Origin of the sequence: Acinetobacter sp. YH16031 (assembly GCF_013417335.1) — a bacterium.
Lineage (GTDB): Bacteria > Pseudomonadota > Gammaproteobacteria > Pseudomonadales > Moraxellaceae > Acinetobacter.
This window is the reverse complement of sequence record NZ_VPED01000012.1, coordinates 74,492-91,372: the sequence shown is the minus strand read 5'-3', so window position 1 is coordinate 91,372 and position 16,881 is coordinate 74,492. Positions and strand designations below refer to the sequence as shown.

Sequence of the window (16,881 nt, the reverse complement as noted above, 5' to 3'; positions counted from 1 at the left end):
AAATTTAAGAAAAAAATCATCAATTACGCAGAATAATTCGGTACTATTGAACATCAGGACTAGAGTTGTGAGTTTGGTGTGGTAACTCAACTGATGGCTCTAGTCCTCTTATTTTTCAAGTCAATTTTTTATCCGCGATTCGGGTTAAATTACATTTGCTACATCATCAATCCGCCCCATCACCTGCCCATTATCAAACCTCAATACTTTCAACCCAAATTGAGCCAAAGCTTCATCTCGAATTCGATCTGCTTCCAATCCTTCATCCGTAAAGTGCTGGCTGCCATCACACTCAATAATCAAATTAGCAGCGGGACAGTAAAAATCCACGATGTAATTTAAAATTGGCTTCTGTCTATAAAACTGCAAACCTAAAATTTGCTTATTCCGAAGTCGTGACCATAATAACTTTTCAGCATCGGTCAGGTTGTTACGTAAGTCACGCGAGGCTTGTTTTAAGTTTTTATTATAGGGTTTCATTTTTATTCTACTAATTGGTTTTTATTAATCCCTCCTAACCTCCCTTTAAGAAAGGGAGGAGTGTCACGAATCCAAAACTGCCATCAAATTCGCGTGAAGTCCCCCTTTGTAAAAGGGGGATTTAGGGGGATTCTTCTAAAGAAGATATACATTAAAAACCGCCCCTTTTCTCACCCATCAATCCTCGACTGTTCGTTTTTACACTTTTAAGTCTGCAAAAATCATCACTTTCATGAATAATAGACCAATAAATTTATCTCCTAAATCAATGACTATTGGTGTTCCAATGAAGAAACTTATGAACGGTGCTGAAAACATCGTTGTCGAAATGTGCAAAGGCTTTGTCCTGGCACATCCAGAACTGGCATTTAATGAATCTTATAAAATCATTTCCCGAAAAGAAAAACACCAAAATGTCGCCCTGATCAGTGGTGGTGGTAGCGGTCATGAACCTGCACATGCCGGCTTTGTTGGTCAAGGCATACTGGATGCTGCCGTATGTGGTGACGTGTTCGCCTCACCTTCACAAATTCAGGTCTATAAAGCCTTGCAGCAAGTCGCGGCTGACAAAGGCGTCCTAATGATCATTAAAAACTATTCTGGCGATATGATGAATTTCCAGAATGGCGCTACATTAGCAACTGAAGATGGCATCAAAGTCGATTACGTCAAAGTCGCTGATGACATCGCAGTAAAAGACAGCCTATATACAGTTGGTCGTCGTGGTGTTGCCGGTACGATCTTCGTGCATAAGATTGCCGGTGCTGCTGCTTCTAAAGGTTATGAACTTGCACGTGTTAAAGAACTGGCACAAAAAGCTGCGGATAATGTGATTAGCCTTGGTTTTGCCTATACCTCTTGTACCGTTCCAGCCAAAGGCACACCAACGTTCACTTTAGCTGATGATGAAATGGAATACGGCGTCGGTATCCACGGTGAACCGGGCATCCGTCGTGAAAAGATTCTGCCTTCTAAAGAACTGGCGCAACGTATTGTCGATGACCTGTTCCTGGATCGTCCTGATCTAACTGAAGTTGCAGTATTAGTTAATGGTTTTGGCACAACGCCATTGCAAGAACTGTATGTATTCAATAACGATGTATGTGAACATCTGGCCAGCAAAGGCATCAAGATCTACCGTACCTTTGTCGGCAACTACATGACCAGTATCGATATGGCAGGTGCATCGGTTTCTTTGTTGGCAGTGGATGACGAACTGAAAACTTATCTGGATGCGGAAGCCAATACTCCCGCATTTAAAATGGATGGTCCACCTGCACTGCCATTTGAGTTTGCAGCCAAAGACGAAGCTGCTGTACGCACAGTAAATACAGATGTTGAAACACATCCTGAACATGCTGTGATTGCCAATGAACAATTCACCATTGAAAACATGCGCTATGTGGTCGATGTGATGAGTGCCTGCATCATTAAAAATGAAGTACCTTTCTGTGAACTGGATGCCCATGCCGGCGACGGTGATTTTGGTATGAGCGTAGCCAAAGGTTTTAAACAGCTGAAACATCAGTGGCATGAACTGGTTCAGGCTGAACAGATGGATGACTTCCTGCTGAACTGTTCTATGATTATCATGGAACATTGTGGCGGTGCCTCAGGTCCAATCTGGGGTTCTGCTTTCCGCGCGGCAAGTAAAGCCATTAAAGGTAAAACTACATTAACCGTGGCGGATTTTGCCGAAATGCTGCAAGCAGCGGTAAAAGGCATTCAAACGACTGGTGAGCGTTCATTTGGTCGTGGTGCCGTGGTTGGTGACAAAACCCTGATTGATGCTCTAGTTCCATGTGCAGATTCTTGGTCAGCGAATACTGACAAGACCTTTAAAGAAAACTTTTCTCTAGGTGCTCAAGCAGCAATTCAAGGTGCGGAATCAACTAAAGAGATCGTAGCGCGTATGGGCCGTGCCGGGACCGTAGGTGATCGTAGTCTGGGTTATCCAGATGCTGGTGCATATGGTTTAGGTGTGATCTTTACTGATATTGCTGAGCATATTAAGTAATTTTTTGACTTATCCCTCACCCCATCCCTCTCCCACAGGGAGAGGGTGTCTCATTTAATTAAATAGAGGGTTAGATTTCACAGTGAAATTCCCTCTCCTTTTAGGAGATGAGCAGCACTGCTGCGCAAGGGAGGGGTCTCATTTGAACCTTTCCAAAAACTTCTCCAACGCCTCCGTCACTACCACCCTTTTTCTACCCTTCAACTGATCTTTATCCAGCAGACCTTCTGAGTCTATAACCAATACTTTATGCCCATCCTGTTTTAAGCGATCCACGCCTTCAAACAGCATCCGGGCACCAACATCATGCATCAGAGTAAGATTGGTTAAATCGAGAATAATGGTGCTTTTACCTTCCGGTTCATCTTGCAAGATGCGTAGCAGCATTTCAGACTCGGTAAATTGCAATACGCCACGCAATTCATAAACCACGACGTTATTCTTTTTGCCCACCGTATAACGGCTTTGCAGAATGGTTTGTGCTGACGGCGTACCTTCCATGAGATGCAATCCCATATCGTGTGACAGATTTTCAAAGATTCTGACACCACGCACACTGTTACCATGCTCATCAATTTTTGGGGAAAATACCGCAATTCCCACTTGCCCTGGCAGCACTCCAATAATGCCACCTGCCACGCCACTCTTGGCTGGAATACCAACTGTAGTCAACCAGTCACCGGCAGCATCGTACATACCGCAGGTCAGCATGACACTGAGTAATTGCCGGACTAAAGCCCGATCCAGCATGCGCTTCCCTGTCTTGGGATGCACACCACCATTGGCCAATATACTGGTAATCACGGCTAGATCTTTGACGGTGACCTTAATCGCACACTGCTTGATATAGCCATGCACGATTTCTTTAGGATCTTCGTCCAGCACCCCAACAGTACGTAACATGTAGCCAATCGACATATTCCGAAAAGCCGTTTTAATCTCAGAGTTATACACCTGCTCATCAAAGGACAATTCACGTCCAGCCAGCCCACTAAGAAAACGGCGTAACTGTTCAGCACGAGATACCGTTTTTTTGGCAGGAATCAGAGAATGCGTGGTAATCGCACCGGAATTAATCATCGGGTTTTTGGGAATATTGCGTTCTTTTTCCAACGAAATCTGGTTAAAGGCCTCTCCCGAAGGTTCTACACCCACTTTTTCCAGTACCTGTTTTAGCCCTAGTTCCTTGATTGCTAGCGCATAGGCAAAAGGCTTGGAAAGAGACTGCATGGTAAATTCAACGTCATCATCCCCGGCAGAATAGATGGTTCCATCTACTGTCGATAGTGCAAGTCCGAGCTTGTCAGGATCAACCGCAGCAAGTTCAGGAATGTAATCTGCCAGCGCGCCTTTTTTATTATCATGGCAAGCAGAAAGCACATGATTCAAATAATCCGGTACCGGCGTTTTCATGGCAAATGCCCCTATCTCAATCTTTTATATCATTTTTATTAAAACTGAATACTGAAGATGGTTTTGCTACTTTTATGCAGTTTTATGTTGTGAAAATGGGATATGAGCAAAAGAGATAGAAAAAATAAATGAATTCATTGGACAAGATAAGAAATCTTAAAAAAGAGAAATGATAAAGATGAGCAATTATTTTCAGATTACAGGTCTATTTCTATGGAGTAATAAACCTGTAACCGATGACAACCAGCTTGATCTTTCAAGCAGATTATTTCACCTTAGTTTTGCGAATCATCTTATACAACACCTTTGGCGATAGACGTGAAACTAAAACACCCAGTTTTTCTTTAGAGCCACCCACCACGATATATTCTTCACCACGTTTCAACGCTTCTACAGTCTGACGGGCAAAATCAGCCGGTTCCAGACCATTTTCAATCGCTTCATCCTGCTTGGCCTGAGGTTTACCTTCCCCATTTAAGGCATTAAAAGACACATTGGTTTTAATAAAGCCCGGGAAAATCACGGATACCTGAATACCCTGATCTGCCATTTCAGCGCGCAGGCTGTTCGCCCACATATGAATCGCACCTTTGGCTGCTGAATAAGACGCCCGATATTGAGTTCCAAGCAGGCCGGCCACACTGGAAATAAAGGCAATCCGGCCAGATTTCTGTTTTAAAAACGTTGGTAAAACTGTTTTGGTCAAAAACACCTGAGAGAAATAATCGACTTCCATAATGGCGCGTTCAGTCTGCATAGTGGTTTCCTGAATCAGGGCACGCTGACTGAGTCCAGCATTATTGATTAGCCAGTCGATACGTCCCTTCTCACTTAGCACCTGTTCATAAGCCGTGCGTACCTGACTTTCATCAGTAATATCAGCTACCACTGAAATATGCTGATCAGGATTTACCAGTCCCAAACGGACTTTTTCCAGTTCTTCCAAACGTCGCGCGGTCAATACTATCTGTGCACCTTGTGCAGCACATTCTTCAGCCAGCGCCTTACCAATTCCTGAAGATGCTCCGGTAATCCAGACTACTTTTCCCTGTAAATTTTCTAGTTTTGCCATTAAATCCTGTCACCCTCTTTATATAAATATGTGCCTGGCAGCATTTCATCTTCCAGAAATGCCAGCAACTGCTCAAAATAATAACTCATGGTATCCGCATCATAGAGGCTACCAAGTTTATCAAAACGTTTATAACCCAGTTGTGTGGTCAGGTGAATCACACCATTCAATGTTTTATCGACTACCACATTAAATTTCAGCATTTTTTTCGGTTCACGGACCAGATGCGTCACACCCTGATCCACCACCTGAATAAAAGCTTTCAACGCCGGTGAAACATACTGGTTATTGCCACCTTTCATTTGCTCTACACAGCCCAGCAGTTCCGTGATCAGCATGCGTTCTACCGGATAGCGAACAAAGTATCCATTTTCATTTTCATGGGTCATCTTATACAGATAGTTCACCATAGGAATCAGCCGATCATTACCAAAGAAAGAAACCGACCATGGCATATATTTGCGAGTCGTTTCTAAAATCTGTTGAATGACTTTTTCAGATTCCTGATCTGGGGAGCTAGAGAGCTGCACCACACGACCAAAAATCTGGTCAATAATTTCACAGGCAATATCGGCCAGATTTTCACCGAGCAATTTGGCCAGACTTTCCTGTTCGCCAGCATTAAATCGGGAATGCAGGTCTTTAAAGCGTTGATGGGTATCGGGGTGAATCTTGAGAGAAATGCTATAGCTCATCTTGTTATCCTTTTTTTAATCGTCTGCGATGAGTCGCGTTTTATCAATCTATCATACGTTGAGTTCAGGCAACTGCCAATTGGCGAAAGTTTGCTTTTGGTTAAGCTGCCGCATGCCTTGATTTTTTTGCTACAATAGATGCAATTTTTTATCCACTTTTGATCTGTTTAGACTATGACTGATTCAGCGCAAAATATTGCTACGACCTACGATCCGACCGAGATCGAGAAAAAATGGTACCAAACCTGGGAAGAGCGCGGTTACTTCAAGCCGTCTCAAAAAGGTGAATCATTCTGTATCATGATTCCGCCGCCAAACGTCACTGGTAGCTTGCACATGGGTCATGGTTTTAACAATGCCATCATGGATGCCTTGACTCGTTATAACCGTATGTCAGGCAAAAATACCTTATGGCAGCCAGGTACTGACCATGCAGGGATCGCAACCCAGATGGTTGTTGAGCGTCAGTTAGGTGCTCAAGGCGTAAGCCGTCATGACCTGGGCCGTGAAAAGTTCATCGAAAAAGTCTGGGAATGGAAAGAACAGTCTGGCGGTAACATTACCCGTCAAATCCGTCGTTTGGGTTCTTCAGTAGACTGGTCACGTGAACGCTTCACCATGGATGAAGGTTTATCTAATGCCGTTAAAGAAGTGTTCGTAAAACTGCATGAAGAAGGCCTGATTTACCGCGGCAAACGTCTGGTGAACTGGGATCCTAAACTGCAAACTGCCCTGTCTGACCTTGAAGTAGAGTCTGATAAAGAAGAACAAAGCTCATTGTGGCACTTCAAATATTTCTTTGAAGATAAATCGCTTCGCACTCAAGATGGCAAAGACCATATTGTCGTTGCAACCACTCGTCCAGAAACATTACTCGGTGATACTGCGGTTGCGGTCAATCCCGAAGATGAGCGTTATGCACATCTTGTCGGCAAAAATATTGTGTTGCCAATTACTGGTCGTACCGTTGCCATTGTTGCTGACGAATATGTAGAAAAAGAATTCGGTACAGGCTGTGTGAAAATTACGCCTGCGCACGACTTCAATGACTATGAAGTGGGTAAACGCTGTGGTCTGGCACTAATCAACATCTTCAACAAAAATGCCGAAGTTCTGGCTGAGTTTGAATACATCGAAAAAGCCGGTGAACAGATTTCTAAAACCATCCCTGCACCTGCAGACTACATCGGTTTAGAACGTTTTGAAGCGCGTAAAAAACTGGTTGAGCAAGCGGAAGCCGAAGGCTGGTTAGACCAGATCCAACCATACACTTTGAAACCACCTCGCGGTGACCGTTCAGGCGTGATCGTTGAGCCATTACTGACTGACCAGTGGTATGTAAAAATCGCGCCACTGGCTGAACCTGCGATTGAAGCGGTTCAAGATGGCCGTATCAAGTTCGTTCCTGAGCAGTACAGCAACATGTACATGTCATGGATGAATAACATTCAGGACTGGTGTATCTCGCGTCAATTGTGGTGGGGTCACCGTATTCCGGCTTGGTACGATGCTGAAGGCAATGTATTTGTAGGTCGCAATGAAGAAGAAGTTCGTGCGAAACACGGTATTGCACCTGAAGTTGAATTGAAACAGGACGAAGATGTACTGGATACCTGGTTCTCTTCTGGTTTGTGGACATTCTCAACATTAGGCTGGACTGGCGACGAAGCGAAAGATAAAGAAAACTATTTCTTGAATACTTTCCACCCAACTGATGTGCTTGTGACTGGTTTCGACATCATCTTCTTCTGGGTTGCCCGGATGATCATGCTTACGATGCACTTCATGAAAAATGAAGATGGCACACCACAAGTACCATTCAAAACTGTGTATGTACACGGTTTGGTACGTGATGGCGAAGGTCAGAAGATGTCTAAATCTAAGGGTAACGTGCTTGACCCATTAGACTTGATTGATGGTGTTGATCTGGAAACCTTGGTACAAAAACGTACTTTCGGTCTGATGAATCCTAAACAGGCTGCGAAGATTGAAAAATCAACCCGTAAGGAATTCCCTGAAGGGATTCAATCTTACGGTACGGATGCGGTTCGTTTCACATTCTGTGCGCTTGCCAATACTGGTCGTGACATTAAGTTCGACATGAAACGTGTTGAAGGTTACCGTAACTTTGCCAACAAAATCTGGAACGCAACGCGTTTCGTGATGATGAATGTCGAAGGTCAAACGATTGGTTCAGAAGCACGTCAAGACCTTTGGGAACTGCCTGAACAGTGGATCGTGAGCCGTCTGCAAAAAGCGGAACAAGCAGTTCAGCAAGCATTTGCGACTTACCGTCTGGATCTTGCTGCGCAAGCGATCTACGAGTTCATCTGGAATGAATACTGTGACTGGTATGTTGAGCTGACCAAACCAGTTCTGAATGATGAAAACGTGTCTGAAGAGCGTAAAGCTGAAGTTCGCCGTGTGTTATTGGCTGTGATGGAAGCGTCTTTACGTCTTGCTCACCCAATCATGCCGTACCTGACTGAAGAAATCTGGCAAACGCTTGCACCTAAACTGGGGATCTCTGGCGAAACTATCATGCTGGCTCAATACCCTGTTGCAGATGAAGCGAAGATCAACGAACAAGCTGAAGCAGATATGCAATGGCTGCAAGGTTTGATTGGTGCGGTGCGTAACATCCGTGGTGAAATGGGCTTGGGTAATGCTCGCTTGTTACCAGTTCTTCTTCAGAACACGACTGAAGCTGAAAAAGCACAGATCACACGTATTGAAGCCTTGTTTAAGGCATTGGCGAAAGTTGAAAGCATCACCTTCTTAGGCGACAGCGAGCAACCACCATTGTCTTCATCTTCAGTCGTGGGTCACGTATCTGTATTCGTTCCAATGAAGGGTTTAATTGATCCTAAAGCGGAATTGGGGCGTCTACAAAAAGACTTAGACAAGGTTCAAAAGCAGCATGACCAAATTGCCACTAAACTTAGCAATGAAGGTTTTGTGGCAAAAGCACCTGCGGCTGTGGTTGAAGGTGAAAAAGCGAAATTGGCTGAGTTTGCTGACCAGTTAGCGAAGATTAAAGCGAATATGGAGCAGATTGCAGCGCTTTAGCACTTGTTTTCATTAATTTTTAAGATAAAATCCCTTCAAATTTGAGGGGATTTTTTAATGCCAATTTTATATCAATTACATCAAAATAAAGAAATCTTGAACTTCACAAGCAGCGAAGTTTCATATGATCAGAATACTACTACTATAATTACTGGTAAAAATTCAGTAGGAAAAAGCAGATTACTAAGAAGTATAATCATAGATTGCTTACAAAGTGATCTTTTTAATAATATTATCGCTATTTCAAATACCCAATACCACAAATTTCCATCCTATAGAGATATATCAAATAATAGATTTTCAAATACATACAAATACAAACGTTTAGCTTTTGAAGCTCGCCCCTCTCCAATAAGATACTCTTCAGAGTATTATCGAAGAAATAATATTACTCTACCTTATGATTCTTTTATTCATAATTTTCTTTATCAAGAAAATATTAGATTCTTGTTTAAGACAACTAGTACTAATTTAAATTTTTTAGAATGCATTGACTTTTTTATTGAACAACTTTCAGAAAATTATGAAATTAAACTAACCCTTTTAAAAATATTAAACTTCCTGTCTATGGATGACTTTATCAGATGTGAAGTATCACACATAGGCTTAACCAAAAGTTTTCAAGAAATAAATAAAAAAATTGAAGAGTATTTAGAGTCTGAAGATAATATTGAATATACAGACTTAAACAATTTATTACTCCTAAAAGAGAGTATTTTAAGCTATCGAGAATTAAGAAATTTCTCTCTACTCAATTTAGATAAAGATCAACTCAGAAGTTTAAGTTTTTTGATAAAAAATGGTTTGATAAAAACTCGTAAAGTCACTTTTTCAAAAAACAAGAACTTATTAAACTATAATGATTTAAGTTCTGGAGAACTTGCAATTTTAAGTCTTATATTAAGTCTAGCTTCGACAATACAAAATGATTCAGTTATTTGTATAGATGAACCTGAGCTTAATTTACACCCAGAGTGGCAAGAAAAAATAATCCAATTAATAGAAATAGTATCTAATAATTATTCAGGATGTCATTTTTTCATTGCTACACATTCTCCTCAAATAATCTCTGGAGCAAATTCAAATAATACTTTTATTTTAGATTTATCAAGAAATAGAACAAATCATATTTCTAAATTTAAGTATAAATCATCTGATTTTCAATTATCAGAAGCTTTCAATTTTCCTGGCAACAATAATGAGTATTTAATCAGAAAGCTAATAGTTATATTAAACAAAATAAATAATGAAGAGGATTTATATTTAGATGATGAAAATTTCAATCTATTAAATCATGTAAAAAAGCTCATCGAAAATAATAAAATTGATAAAGATGATAAAGCTAGTATTATATTTAATTTGATTAAAAGCTACGGAGTTTGAAATGGTAGTCTTTCAAATTCCTCTCGAGCTTCAAAATTTTATTAATAACTATGATCAAAAAAATTATCACTTATGGGACGATCAAAATAACGATGATGTTGCAAATTTTCGTTATCTAATCAGGAATCATTATTTATCAAAACAAAGACTTAGTTGTTATTATTGTAAACAGTATGTATTTTCTACTGATGGACATCATTGGCAAGTTGAACATATCCTTCCGAAGTCTTTATTCCCTCAATTTCTTTTTGAACCTAAAAATTTGATAGTAATTTGTCTTCGATGTAATAGAGAAAAAGGAAATCAAAATCCCCATGTAAATGGAGATCGAGCATGCTCACAACGCACATATCCAAGCACAAGTGGACGCTTTAAAATTATTCATCCTTTATTTGATGCCTATGAAGATCATATAACACGAATACCAGCACAACATTGTGATTATCCAGACCATTACTTCTTACAAGCTCGTACAGCGAAAGGAAAAGCTACTGTAAGAATGTGCTATTTAGATCGTTTTACTCAAGAATTTGCTGGTTTTCCAGATCTTAAAGGGAAACAAGTAGAATGCTTAGACGATTTTTTAGAACGTGATTTAAACACTCTTACTAAAGACCAAAAAAAGGCATTGGTTCAAAAAATTATGGATTCCATGTAAAACCCTCACCCCCCGCCTTCTCCCAAAGGGAGAAGGAGCTTCTATTATTGATTTACTTTCAGCTCAAGACACACATCCCACAAATCCTCCAACACCCCATCCGTCCGCCCCAACACATCATGATTCCAGTACCGTACAACAGTGAAACCTAAAGACTCTAAAGACTTGGTTCTTTCAGCATCATATTCCATAGCATCATCCGTTCCATGCTGACTGCCATCCAACTCAATCACCAAACCAATTTCATGACAGTAAAAATCCACAATATAAGGCTCAATCACATGCTGACGACGAAATTTAAGATTCATAAAACGTTTGGCACGAAGGATTTGCCACATGAGGTGCTCAGCATCGGTGGCAGTGTGGCGCATGAATTTGGCGAAAATTAAAAGTTGAGGATCAAGCTTTTTGTTCATGGTATTTTTTATTTTTTGTGAGATTAGCAGATTTTATAACCTCTCCCCAAGGAAGAGGTAGAAAAACCTTAAAGCATCCCACGCCTTAAAAACATCTCTAATCCACTTACCTTTTTGATATACATCAGGCGTTCTTTTTCGACCTTAATCTGCTGTTTTATGGCTGAAGTGTCTTCATCAATCTGCTTGTACAGATCAACAATTTGGACGTTACTCTTTGCCTTTTTTACTGCAATTCTGGTTTTCGATGACCAGACCAGTCGATTGATCAATGCATCGATCTTCTCTTGTAACTTCTGGCTCTGCGCATCCAAAGCCAGTTGATACAGCTTGACTTGCTCTGCACTTAAACTCTTTTGCGAAGGATCTCGGTCTTGCTCAATCTGAAGCTGCATTTTCAGTAAAGCAAACAAATCTTGTTCTGCATAGGCCTCATTGGCACGTTGCAACAATTCAGTTTTTTTAATCTTTTTTACATCATTTGCTTCACGATCCGGATGAATCGCCGCAGCAATCTTCAAATATACCGATTTCACTGACTGCTCTGCCATCGCAGCAGCCTGTTTCTGCTTTTCCTGCTGGCGTTTTAGTTTGGCCTGCTCGCGGATTTGCTGAAAATGATCAGAAGCCCATTCTTCAAATCCCTCAGCATCTGCCGGATCTGAGATATTTTCATTCTTAAAGAATCTTTCCAGTTCATTGGTCTTTTTTTGGCTTTTTCTGAATTGGGCATGTTCAGTGCGTTGCTGATAATAAGTGAAGATTTCATTGACCTTATTGGCTTCTTGCGCTGACATTGCCTGAGAATCTTGCAGATAATCTGCCAGGTATTGAATCTTCTCATCCAGCACTATCAACTCGGCCTTGGTAAAATCTGTTTCCTGTAAATGCGTCCAGAGCTGTTCGAGCTGCTCAAACAGAACACCATGCAATTCATGATAGACCGGCATGAAGGTTTTATGCGTATATTGCTGTAGATCTTCTTCAGCCTGTTGCCATTGTTTTAACTCCAACTTCTGCTGTTCGATTTTATCAATCAGACGATCCAGCTTCTTCTGCTGTGGCGAAAGCGCTGTGAATGGCTGGATCATGGTTTTTAAGTCAAAGAGCATGGCAGCAGAAAGACCCAAGGAAATCTTATCTATATTAATTCTTTCAGCATTCGCCACAAAGTTCTTTTCACCTTAGGCTATTGAAATTTGTATCAGAATTAAAAAAAGCAGAACTTAGTCTGCTTTTTCATCCAGATTTTTGTTATTCCAGCACCACACGGCCATTTAAGGACTGTACCGGACGGTTATTTGGATGTCCCATTAGCTTGGAAAATTCTGAAATCTGTGTCGCAGAAGCCTGCTGGATCTCTTTCAGAATCAACCAGCGCACACCTTCAGAACATGGGGGCGTGGTCAGTGAACCACTAAAGCGGTAATAATCCAGATTCTTAGGCAACATCTCATTTACAGGTTGCGGAGTCTTTAAGACGACTTTTTCACCTTGCTTTTTCGGAAAGCGGTTCCACATACGTTTAAGCATCGGATTTTCTGTACCCTGCTCAAACATCATCGCCACTACAGCAAGTTCCCCTTGAGTATTGGCATGGACAAAATGAATCTCTAGAGGATAGCTCTTGCCTTTAATCAGGTTCTCACTTGGGCTATGCAGATGAAACTGTTTCAGCACAAAAGTTTCACCATCCAGCTGCAATTCTCCACCTTGAGCAAAGTCTACCTGAACGGTATGACCTTTATTTTCAATCGCGTGAATCATGGTGTTATAGCTAAATTTGAGCGGTTCCAGTTCGGCTTTGACAGTTCGTTCGATATTGATTGGTGACTGGTTCAGTCCATTGCAGGCTGAATATTTCTGGTTTAGAGTCGACCATTGTTCAGGCTGAGTATAATTCCAGTCTGCATCTGCAAATACCGCTGTACTTAAGCCCATAACCGTTAAAAGCGTGAATATATTTTTCACAATACATCCTTTCTTGGAAGTCAAAATCAATATTTTTAATTTAAAAAACAGATTTTTAGCTTGATCTAATCGCTATATTTTTCAGGGCACAACATACATAAATTTATAAGTACCAAGTTATTTGATTACAAATCATTAAATAGTTCTCATTATTCCCAGGAAATTGCTCAGATTTTATCTTGATATATTTCAGCAGGATATTATTTGTACTGATTAAAAATTACACAGAGTAAAATGTGAACTGGTTCAAATTTAATCTGTTGAATAATCAATCAATATTTACACGAAATATCTATCTTATTTTCTTAAAGTCCTTATATCTTTTACTCACAGCAATCACATTCAAAAAACATAATTTATTTTTATTCAAAATCTTACACAATTACAGCAGCAAACTAACAGCCGAGATTGCTAGACTCGAAACAAAGAGTGAGCTGGAATAATGACAATGGACTGGGCCACCATATTTATAAATGATACGACCTGGGAATTTGCCACAGAGATTTTGCTGCGTTGTGTAGTCATGTACGCGATGATTATCCTGTTTCTGCGGCTGACAGGTAAACGCGGAGTACGACAACTTTCGATCTTTGAAGTCACCATCATTCTTGCCTTAGGTTCCATTGCCGGCGATCCGATGTTTACAGAAGATCTTCCCCTGATTCAGGCAGCACTGATCATGTCGGTGATCATTTTCCTGTATCGTCTGACCACCTGGCTCATGATGAAATTTCAATGGTTTGAAGACCTGCTCGAAGGCAAACCGATTCATATTGTGGAAGATGGTTTACTGGTCATTGATGAAATTAAAAAAGGCAAAATGTCCCACGATGAATTCTTTGCTGAGATGCGTCAGCAAGGCATTGAACATTTGGGTCAGGTACGCTTGGGTTTACTGGAAACTGACGGTAAATTTAGTATTTTGTATTTCCATCCAGATGATGTTCGGCATGGGCTCCCGCTTTTCCCTAAATCCTGCTGCATTGTCAAAGAAGTCAGGCCAGAAGAGCTTTATGCCTGTATCTATTGCGGTCAAGTCCAGTATTTAAAAGAAGCGGAACAGACGTGTCCGCGCTGTCACTCTCACCAATGGGCAAAAGCCATGAATAGCCACCGGATTACTTAAAGCTGCTTAAGTCGTTGCAAATGGTCAAAGATTTGTGGTAGTTGCTGAATCTTGTATTGAATATGTCCAGCATCCGGATGGAAACCTTGCATCCACAAAGCATGCATACCTGCGGCTGTTGCGCCTTGAACATCATTAACAGGATGATCACCAATATAAAGACATTGTTCTGGCTGCACGCCTAAACGCTCTGCGGTAATCTGGAAAATTTCCGGTTGCGGTTTATTAAAGCCGACCAATCCTGAACTGACAATCTCATCAAAATACTCTGCAATACCTAAACCGCGAATGGTATTTAATCGGGTCTCATGTCCGCCATTGGATACAATGGCCAAGCGATAACCTTCAGTTTTAAGCTGTTTTAATACTTGCCCTGCTTGCGGCATCTCTACGGCGAAACGTCCAAACTCGCTGAACCAGAACTGCGCTAGCTCCTCTAGATCTGGTGGAGTTAACCAGGATAATTCCTGCAACAATGCATATGCAGCTGAAGCGCCAATACTGCCATGAGTCAGCAATTCCTTTTTCGGATAACCGCCATTATCAATGCGTCGTACAATTTCGATAATTTTCTCAAGCTCAACCTGTGCAAATGCTGAAGCATAATATTCTGCCAGATAACGGCTATAGGCCTGTGTCGTCAGGTCACGATGCGTCAAGGTATTGTCGAGATCGAATAAAACTGCTTGAATGGTCATAATTTAAAAAGGAATAGAAGGTTTTCTGTCATGGTAACAGCTGGGAACTTTCAGGATTAGATCTAAAATTGCTAAGTTTTGTTGTTTTAGGCATAAAAAAAGCGATGCCGAAGCACCGCTTTTTGATAGGAAAATAAAAATCTCAATTAGGATTTGTATTTTAAGCCTGTACAAAAATCCCTATGCTTTATTAAAAATAACCTTTCTCCTAAAGTATTGATATAAAAAATCCCACCAAGTGGTGGGATTTTTTATTTAGCTTCACATCATCAATTAGAAGCTATATTTGCTCATTAAACCAATACGGTTATCTTTGAATTTTCCATTATTAAAGGTTTTACGCTCACCGTTGACATACTCAACACCAAACTCAAGCGGTTTAACTGGTGAATACACCAAGTTTAACCAAGCTTGTTGTACCTCTTTGTTTGCAGTAGGATTGAGGTCTGCATAGTCTGAGTCTTTATCGGCAAACAATGCACCATAACCAAGTGATGTTTTTAAGTTAGATAAAATGCTGTACGTTAAGCCCGTTTGTACCGCCCAAATTTCATTTTGTTCAATATTACGGTTACCTTCATCATCTACGAATGCAGCATTGGCATTGGTACCATACAAAATACCGTTTACACCTTTGGTATAGCTGACATCCAGCGTCGCTTTTAAAGGATCAAGTACTTGATACGTTGTACCTGCTGCTAGACCCCAACCTGCTTTACGTTTATTAGTGTCTTCATCTTTATAAACTTCAACTAAAGCACGCGCAGACGCATTACCTTTTTTGTCATCAAAGTTGTGTGCCAATTTAGCAGTCAATGTTGGTACACTTGATTTGATATGTTCAACACTTACTCTTTCGCCTTGGGCATTTAATTCAGTCTGTGCAGCACTTGAGTTTGGCTTTTCTGCCGCCAAGAACAATTGCGTTGCTGGTGTCAAATCAAAACCATAACGAACCATTGGTAGACGGGTAGTACCACCACCAACGTTGGTGCTAAAGTCAATCATAAACGGTGCATGATTTGACAAGAAGTTAGATTGGGTTTGACCAATCAACCAATTTTCATAGGTTAAATATGCTTGACGTATACGGAATGAATCGTTAGTACCTGCGAAATCACTTTCAAGTTTACCGCCAACCTCTGCACCGTTAACACTGGTTTTAAAATCTAAACCCAATCGTGTTGTTTTTGCTGTTGCGACTAACTTGTCTCTGGTTTGACCATTGGTTTTAGCAACGTCAGAGAAGTCACCTGCTGAACCTTCAATGATATAGTTCGCATCGCCACGAACGAAACCATATAGCTTCACTTCAGTATCTGATTTTGTACTTAGTGCTTTCGGTGCAGCTGCTGATGGTTGTGGTGCTGCTTTAACTTGTTCAATCTGCACGGCTTGATTATGCTGAACTTGTTGCTGCTGTGTTACTAATGCTTTTAGTGCTTCAATTTCTTGACGCAGCTGCTTAATTTCTTTTTGCTCTTGTGTTTCAGCATGTGCAACCGTCCCCATCATCAAGGTTGTTACGGCAACTGCTAATCCCTTAGCTAAAAGCTTTCGTGTTAAAACTTGATTCATTAAATTCTCCATATTGAACAAACGTTCATTGGCTTTGAAAGCTCACTGATTCCCACTAAAATCTAAAGCGTGTGGAATATCTATAATTATAAATTGACTTATTTTATTATCTCGCGAGATCACTCACGAACAATGTGCATAGTTAGAAACCATCCTTATCATGTTACATGATTTTACTGGATTTATGTTTTTTAACTATACCTACATAATAAGCCGTATAAAAACATCAGAAATTTAACAATTTTAGACTCAGTTTGAAATCATTTTTATCTCATACTTTTAGCTAAAATATGTATTAACGACAC

At 40.7% G+C, this 16,881-nt stretch carries 14 protein-coding genes; 5 read left to right on the top strand and 9 right to left on the bottom strand.

The window, feature by feature from the left end:
• Positions 1-144 precede the first annotated feature (144 nt).
• Positions 145-480 carry an endonuclease domain-containing protein gene (locus FTV31_RS07845; RefSeq protein ID WP_180014094.1) on the bottom strand — a complete coding sequence of 112 codons (336 nt, stop codon included), beginning with the start codon at positions 478-480 and terminating at the stop codon, positions 145-147.
• 286 nt (positions 481-766) lie between these two features.
• Here FTV31_RS07845 and dhaK point away from each other — a divergent pair, with 286 nt between their 5' ends.
• A complete protein-coding gene (gene dhaK / locus FTV31_RS07840) occupies positions 767-2,497 on the top strand; it encodes a dihydroxyacetone kinase subunit DhaK (RefSeq protein WP_180014092.1) in 1,731 nt (576 codons plus the stop codon).
• A gap of 138 nt (positions 2,498-2,635) precedes the next feature.
• Here dhaK and FTV31_RS07835 read toward each other — a convergent pair whose 3' ends face one another.
• The 3 genes from FTV31_RS07835 to FTV31_RS07825 all read right to left on the bottom strand — a co-directional run bounded on the left by FTV31_RS07835 (position 2,636) and on the right by FTV31_RS07825 (position 5,677).
• Positions 2,636-3,910, bottom strand: coding sequence for a glutaminase (locus FTV31_RS07835; protein WP_180014090.1), 1,275 nt, complete (start codon positions 3,908-3,910; stop codon positions 2,636-2,638).
• Between the two features lie 265 nt (positions 3,911-4,175).
• Complete coding sequence (locus FTV31_RS07830) at positions 4,176-4,982, bottom strand: SDR family oxidoreductase (protein ID WP_180014087.1); 807 nt, start codon at positions 4,980-4,982, stop codon at positions 4,176-4,178.
• On the bottom strand, positions 4,982-5,677 hold the full coding sequence (locus FTV31_RS07825; RefSeq protein WP_180014085.1) for a hypothetical protein: 696 nt from the start codon (positions 5,675-5,677) through the stop codon (positions 4,982-4,984). The genes FTV31_RS07830 and FTV31_RS07825 overlap by 1 nt, the downstream gene beginning before the upstream one ends.
• A 174-nt stretch (positions 5,678-5,851) precedes the next feature.
• Here FTV31_RS07825 and FTV31_RS07820 point away from each other — a divergent pair, with 174 nt between their 5' ends.
• From FTV31_RS07820 to FTV31_RS07810, 3 genes are read left to right on the top strand one after another with little or no spacing between them, the layout of a single operon-like run.
• Positions 5,852-8,746 carry a valine--tRNA ligase gene (locus tag FTV31_RS07820; RefSeq protein WP_180014082.1) on the top strand — a complete coding sequence of 965 codons (2,895 nt, stop codon included), beginning with the start codon at positions 5,852-5,854 and terminating at the stop codon, positions 8,744-8,746.
• Positions 8,747-8,803: 57 nt separating this feature from the next.
• Complete coding sequence (locus FTV31_RS07815; RefSeq protein ID WP_180014080.1) at positions 8,804-10,129, top strand: AAA family ATPase; 1,326 nt, start codon at positions 8,804-8,806, stop codon at positions 10,127-10,129.
• Position 10,130: 1 nt separating this feature from the next.
• Positions 10,131-10,787, top strand: a complete 657-nt coding sequence (locus FTV31_RS07810) for an HNH endonuclease (protein WP_180014078.1) — start codon at positions 10,131-10,133, stop codon at positions 10,785-10,787.
• 44 nt (positions 10,788-10,831) lie between these two features.
• Here the strand turns inward: FTV31_RS07810 and FTV31_RS07805 are convergent, their stop codons facing one another.
• The 3 genes from FTV31_RS07805 to FTV31_RS07795 all read right to left on the bottom strand — a co-directional run bounded on the left by FTV31_RS07805 (position 10,832) and on the right by FTV31_RS07795 (position 13,144).
• A complete protein-coding gene (locus FTV31_RS07805) occupies positions 10,832-11,203 on the bottom strand; it encodes an endonuclease domain-containing protein (protein ID WP_180014076.1) in 372 nt (123 codons plus the stop codon).
• 68 nt (positions 11,204-11,271) lie between these two features.
• Entirely contained in the window at positions 11,272-12,315 is a 1,044-nt protein-coding gene (locus tag FTV31_RS07800; protein ID WP_180014102.1) for a molecular chaperone DnaJ, read from the bottom strand.
• Between the two features lie 142 nt (positions 12,316-12,457).
• Positions 12,458-13,144, bottom strand: coding sequence for a carbonic anhydrase (locus FTV31_RS07795; protein WP_180014100.1), 687 nt, complete (start codon positions 13,142-13,144; stop codon positions 12,458-12,460).
• A 478-nt stretch (positions 13,145-13,622) separates the two neighbouring features.
• Here FTV31_RS07795 and FTV31_RS07790 point away from each other — a divergent pair, with 478 nt between their 5' ends.
• Entirely contained in the window at positions 13,623-14,300 is a 678-nt protein-coding gene (locus FTV31_RS07790) for a DUF421 domain-containing protein (RefSeq protein ID WP_004783062.1), read from the top strand.
• Here FTV31_RS07790 and FTV31_RS07785 read toward each other — a convergent pair.
• Together FTV31_RS07785 and FTV31_RS07780 are read right to left on the bottom strand one after the other, a co-directional pair.
• Positions 14,297-14,998 carry an HAD family hydrolase gene (locus tag FTV31_RS07785; RefSeq protein WP_180014074.1) on the bottom strand — a complete coding sequence of 234 codons (702 nt, stop codon included), beginning with the start codon at positions 14,996-14,998 and terminating at the stop codon, positions 14,297-14,299. The two genes, FTV31_RS07790 and FTV31_RS07785, sit on opposite strands and share 4 nt — an antisense overlap.
• Before the next feature lie 273 nt (positions 14,999-15,271).
• Positions 15,272-16,576, bottom strand: coding sequence for a DcaP family trimeric outer membrane transporter (locus tag FTV31_RS07780; RefSeq protein ID WP_180014072.1), 1,305 nt, complete (start codon positions 16,574-16,576; stop codon positions 15,272-15,274).
• Positions 16,577-16,881 lie beyond the last annotated feature (305 nt).

Coding starts and splice junctions, on each gene's coding strand:
- FTV31_RS07815 (WP_180014080.1), top strand. CDS start 8,804: ATGCCAATTTTATATCAATTACATCAAAATAAAGAAATCTTGAACTTC.
- FTV31_RS07800 (WP_180014102.1), bottom strand. CDS start 12,315: ATGCTCTTTGACTTAAAAACCATGATCCAGCCATTCACAGCGCTTTCG.
- FTV31_RS07835 (WP_180014090.1), bottom strand. CDS start 3,910: ATGAAAACGCCGGTACCGGATTATTTGAATCATGTGCTTTCTGCTTGC.
- dhaK (WP_180014092.1), top strand. CDS start 767: ATGAAGAAACTTATGAACGGTGCTGAAAACATCGTTGTCGAAATGTGC.
- FTV31_RS07810 (WP_180014078.1), top strand. CDS start 10,131: ATGGTAGTCTTTCAAATTCCTCTCGAGCTTCAAAATTTTATTAATAAC.
- FTV31_RS07795 (WP_180014100.1), bottom strand. CDS start 13,144: ATGGGCTTAAGTACAGCGGTATTTGCAGATGCAGACTGGAATTATACT.
- FTV31_RS07845 (WP_180014094.1), bottom strand. CDS start 480: ATGAAACCCTATAATAAAAACTTAAAACAAGCCTCGCGTGACTTACGT.
- FTV31_RS07785 (WP_180014074.1), bottom strand. CDS start 14,998: ATGACCATTCAAGCAGTTTTATTCGATCTCGACAATACCTTGACGCAT.
- FTV31_RS07825 (WP_180014085.1), bottom strand. CDS start 5,677: ATGAGCTATAGCATTTCTCTCAAGATTCACCCCGATACCCATCAACGC.
- FTV31_RS07790 (WP_004783062.1), top strand. CDS start 13,623: ATGGACTGGGCCACCATATTTATAAATGATACGACCTGGGAATTTGCC.
- FTV31_RS07820 (WP_180014082.1), top strand. CDS start 5,852: ATGACTGATTCAGCGCAAAATATTGCTACGACCTACGATCCGACCGAG.
- FTV31_RS07805 (WP_180014076.1), bottom strand. CDS start 11,203: ATGAACAAAAAGCTTGATCCTCAACTTTTAATTTTCGCCAAATTCATG.
- FTV31_RS07780 (WP_180014072.1), bottom strand. CDS start 16,576: ATGAATCAAGTTTTAACACGAAAGCTTTTAGCTAAGGGATTAGCAGTT.
- FTV31_RS07830 (WP_180014087.1), bottom strand. CDS start 4,982: ATGGCAAAACTAGAAAATTTACAGGGAAAAGTAGTCTGGATTACCGGA.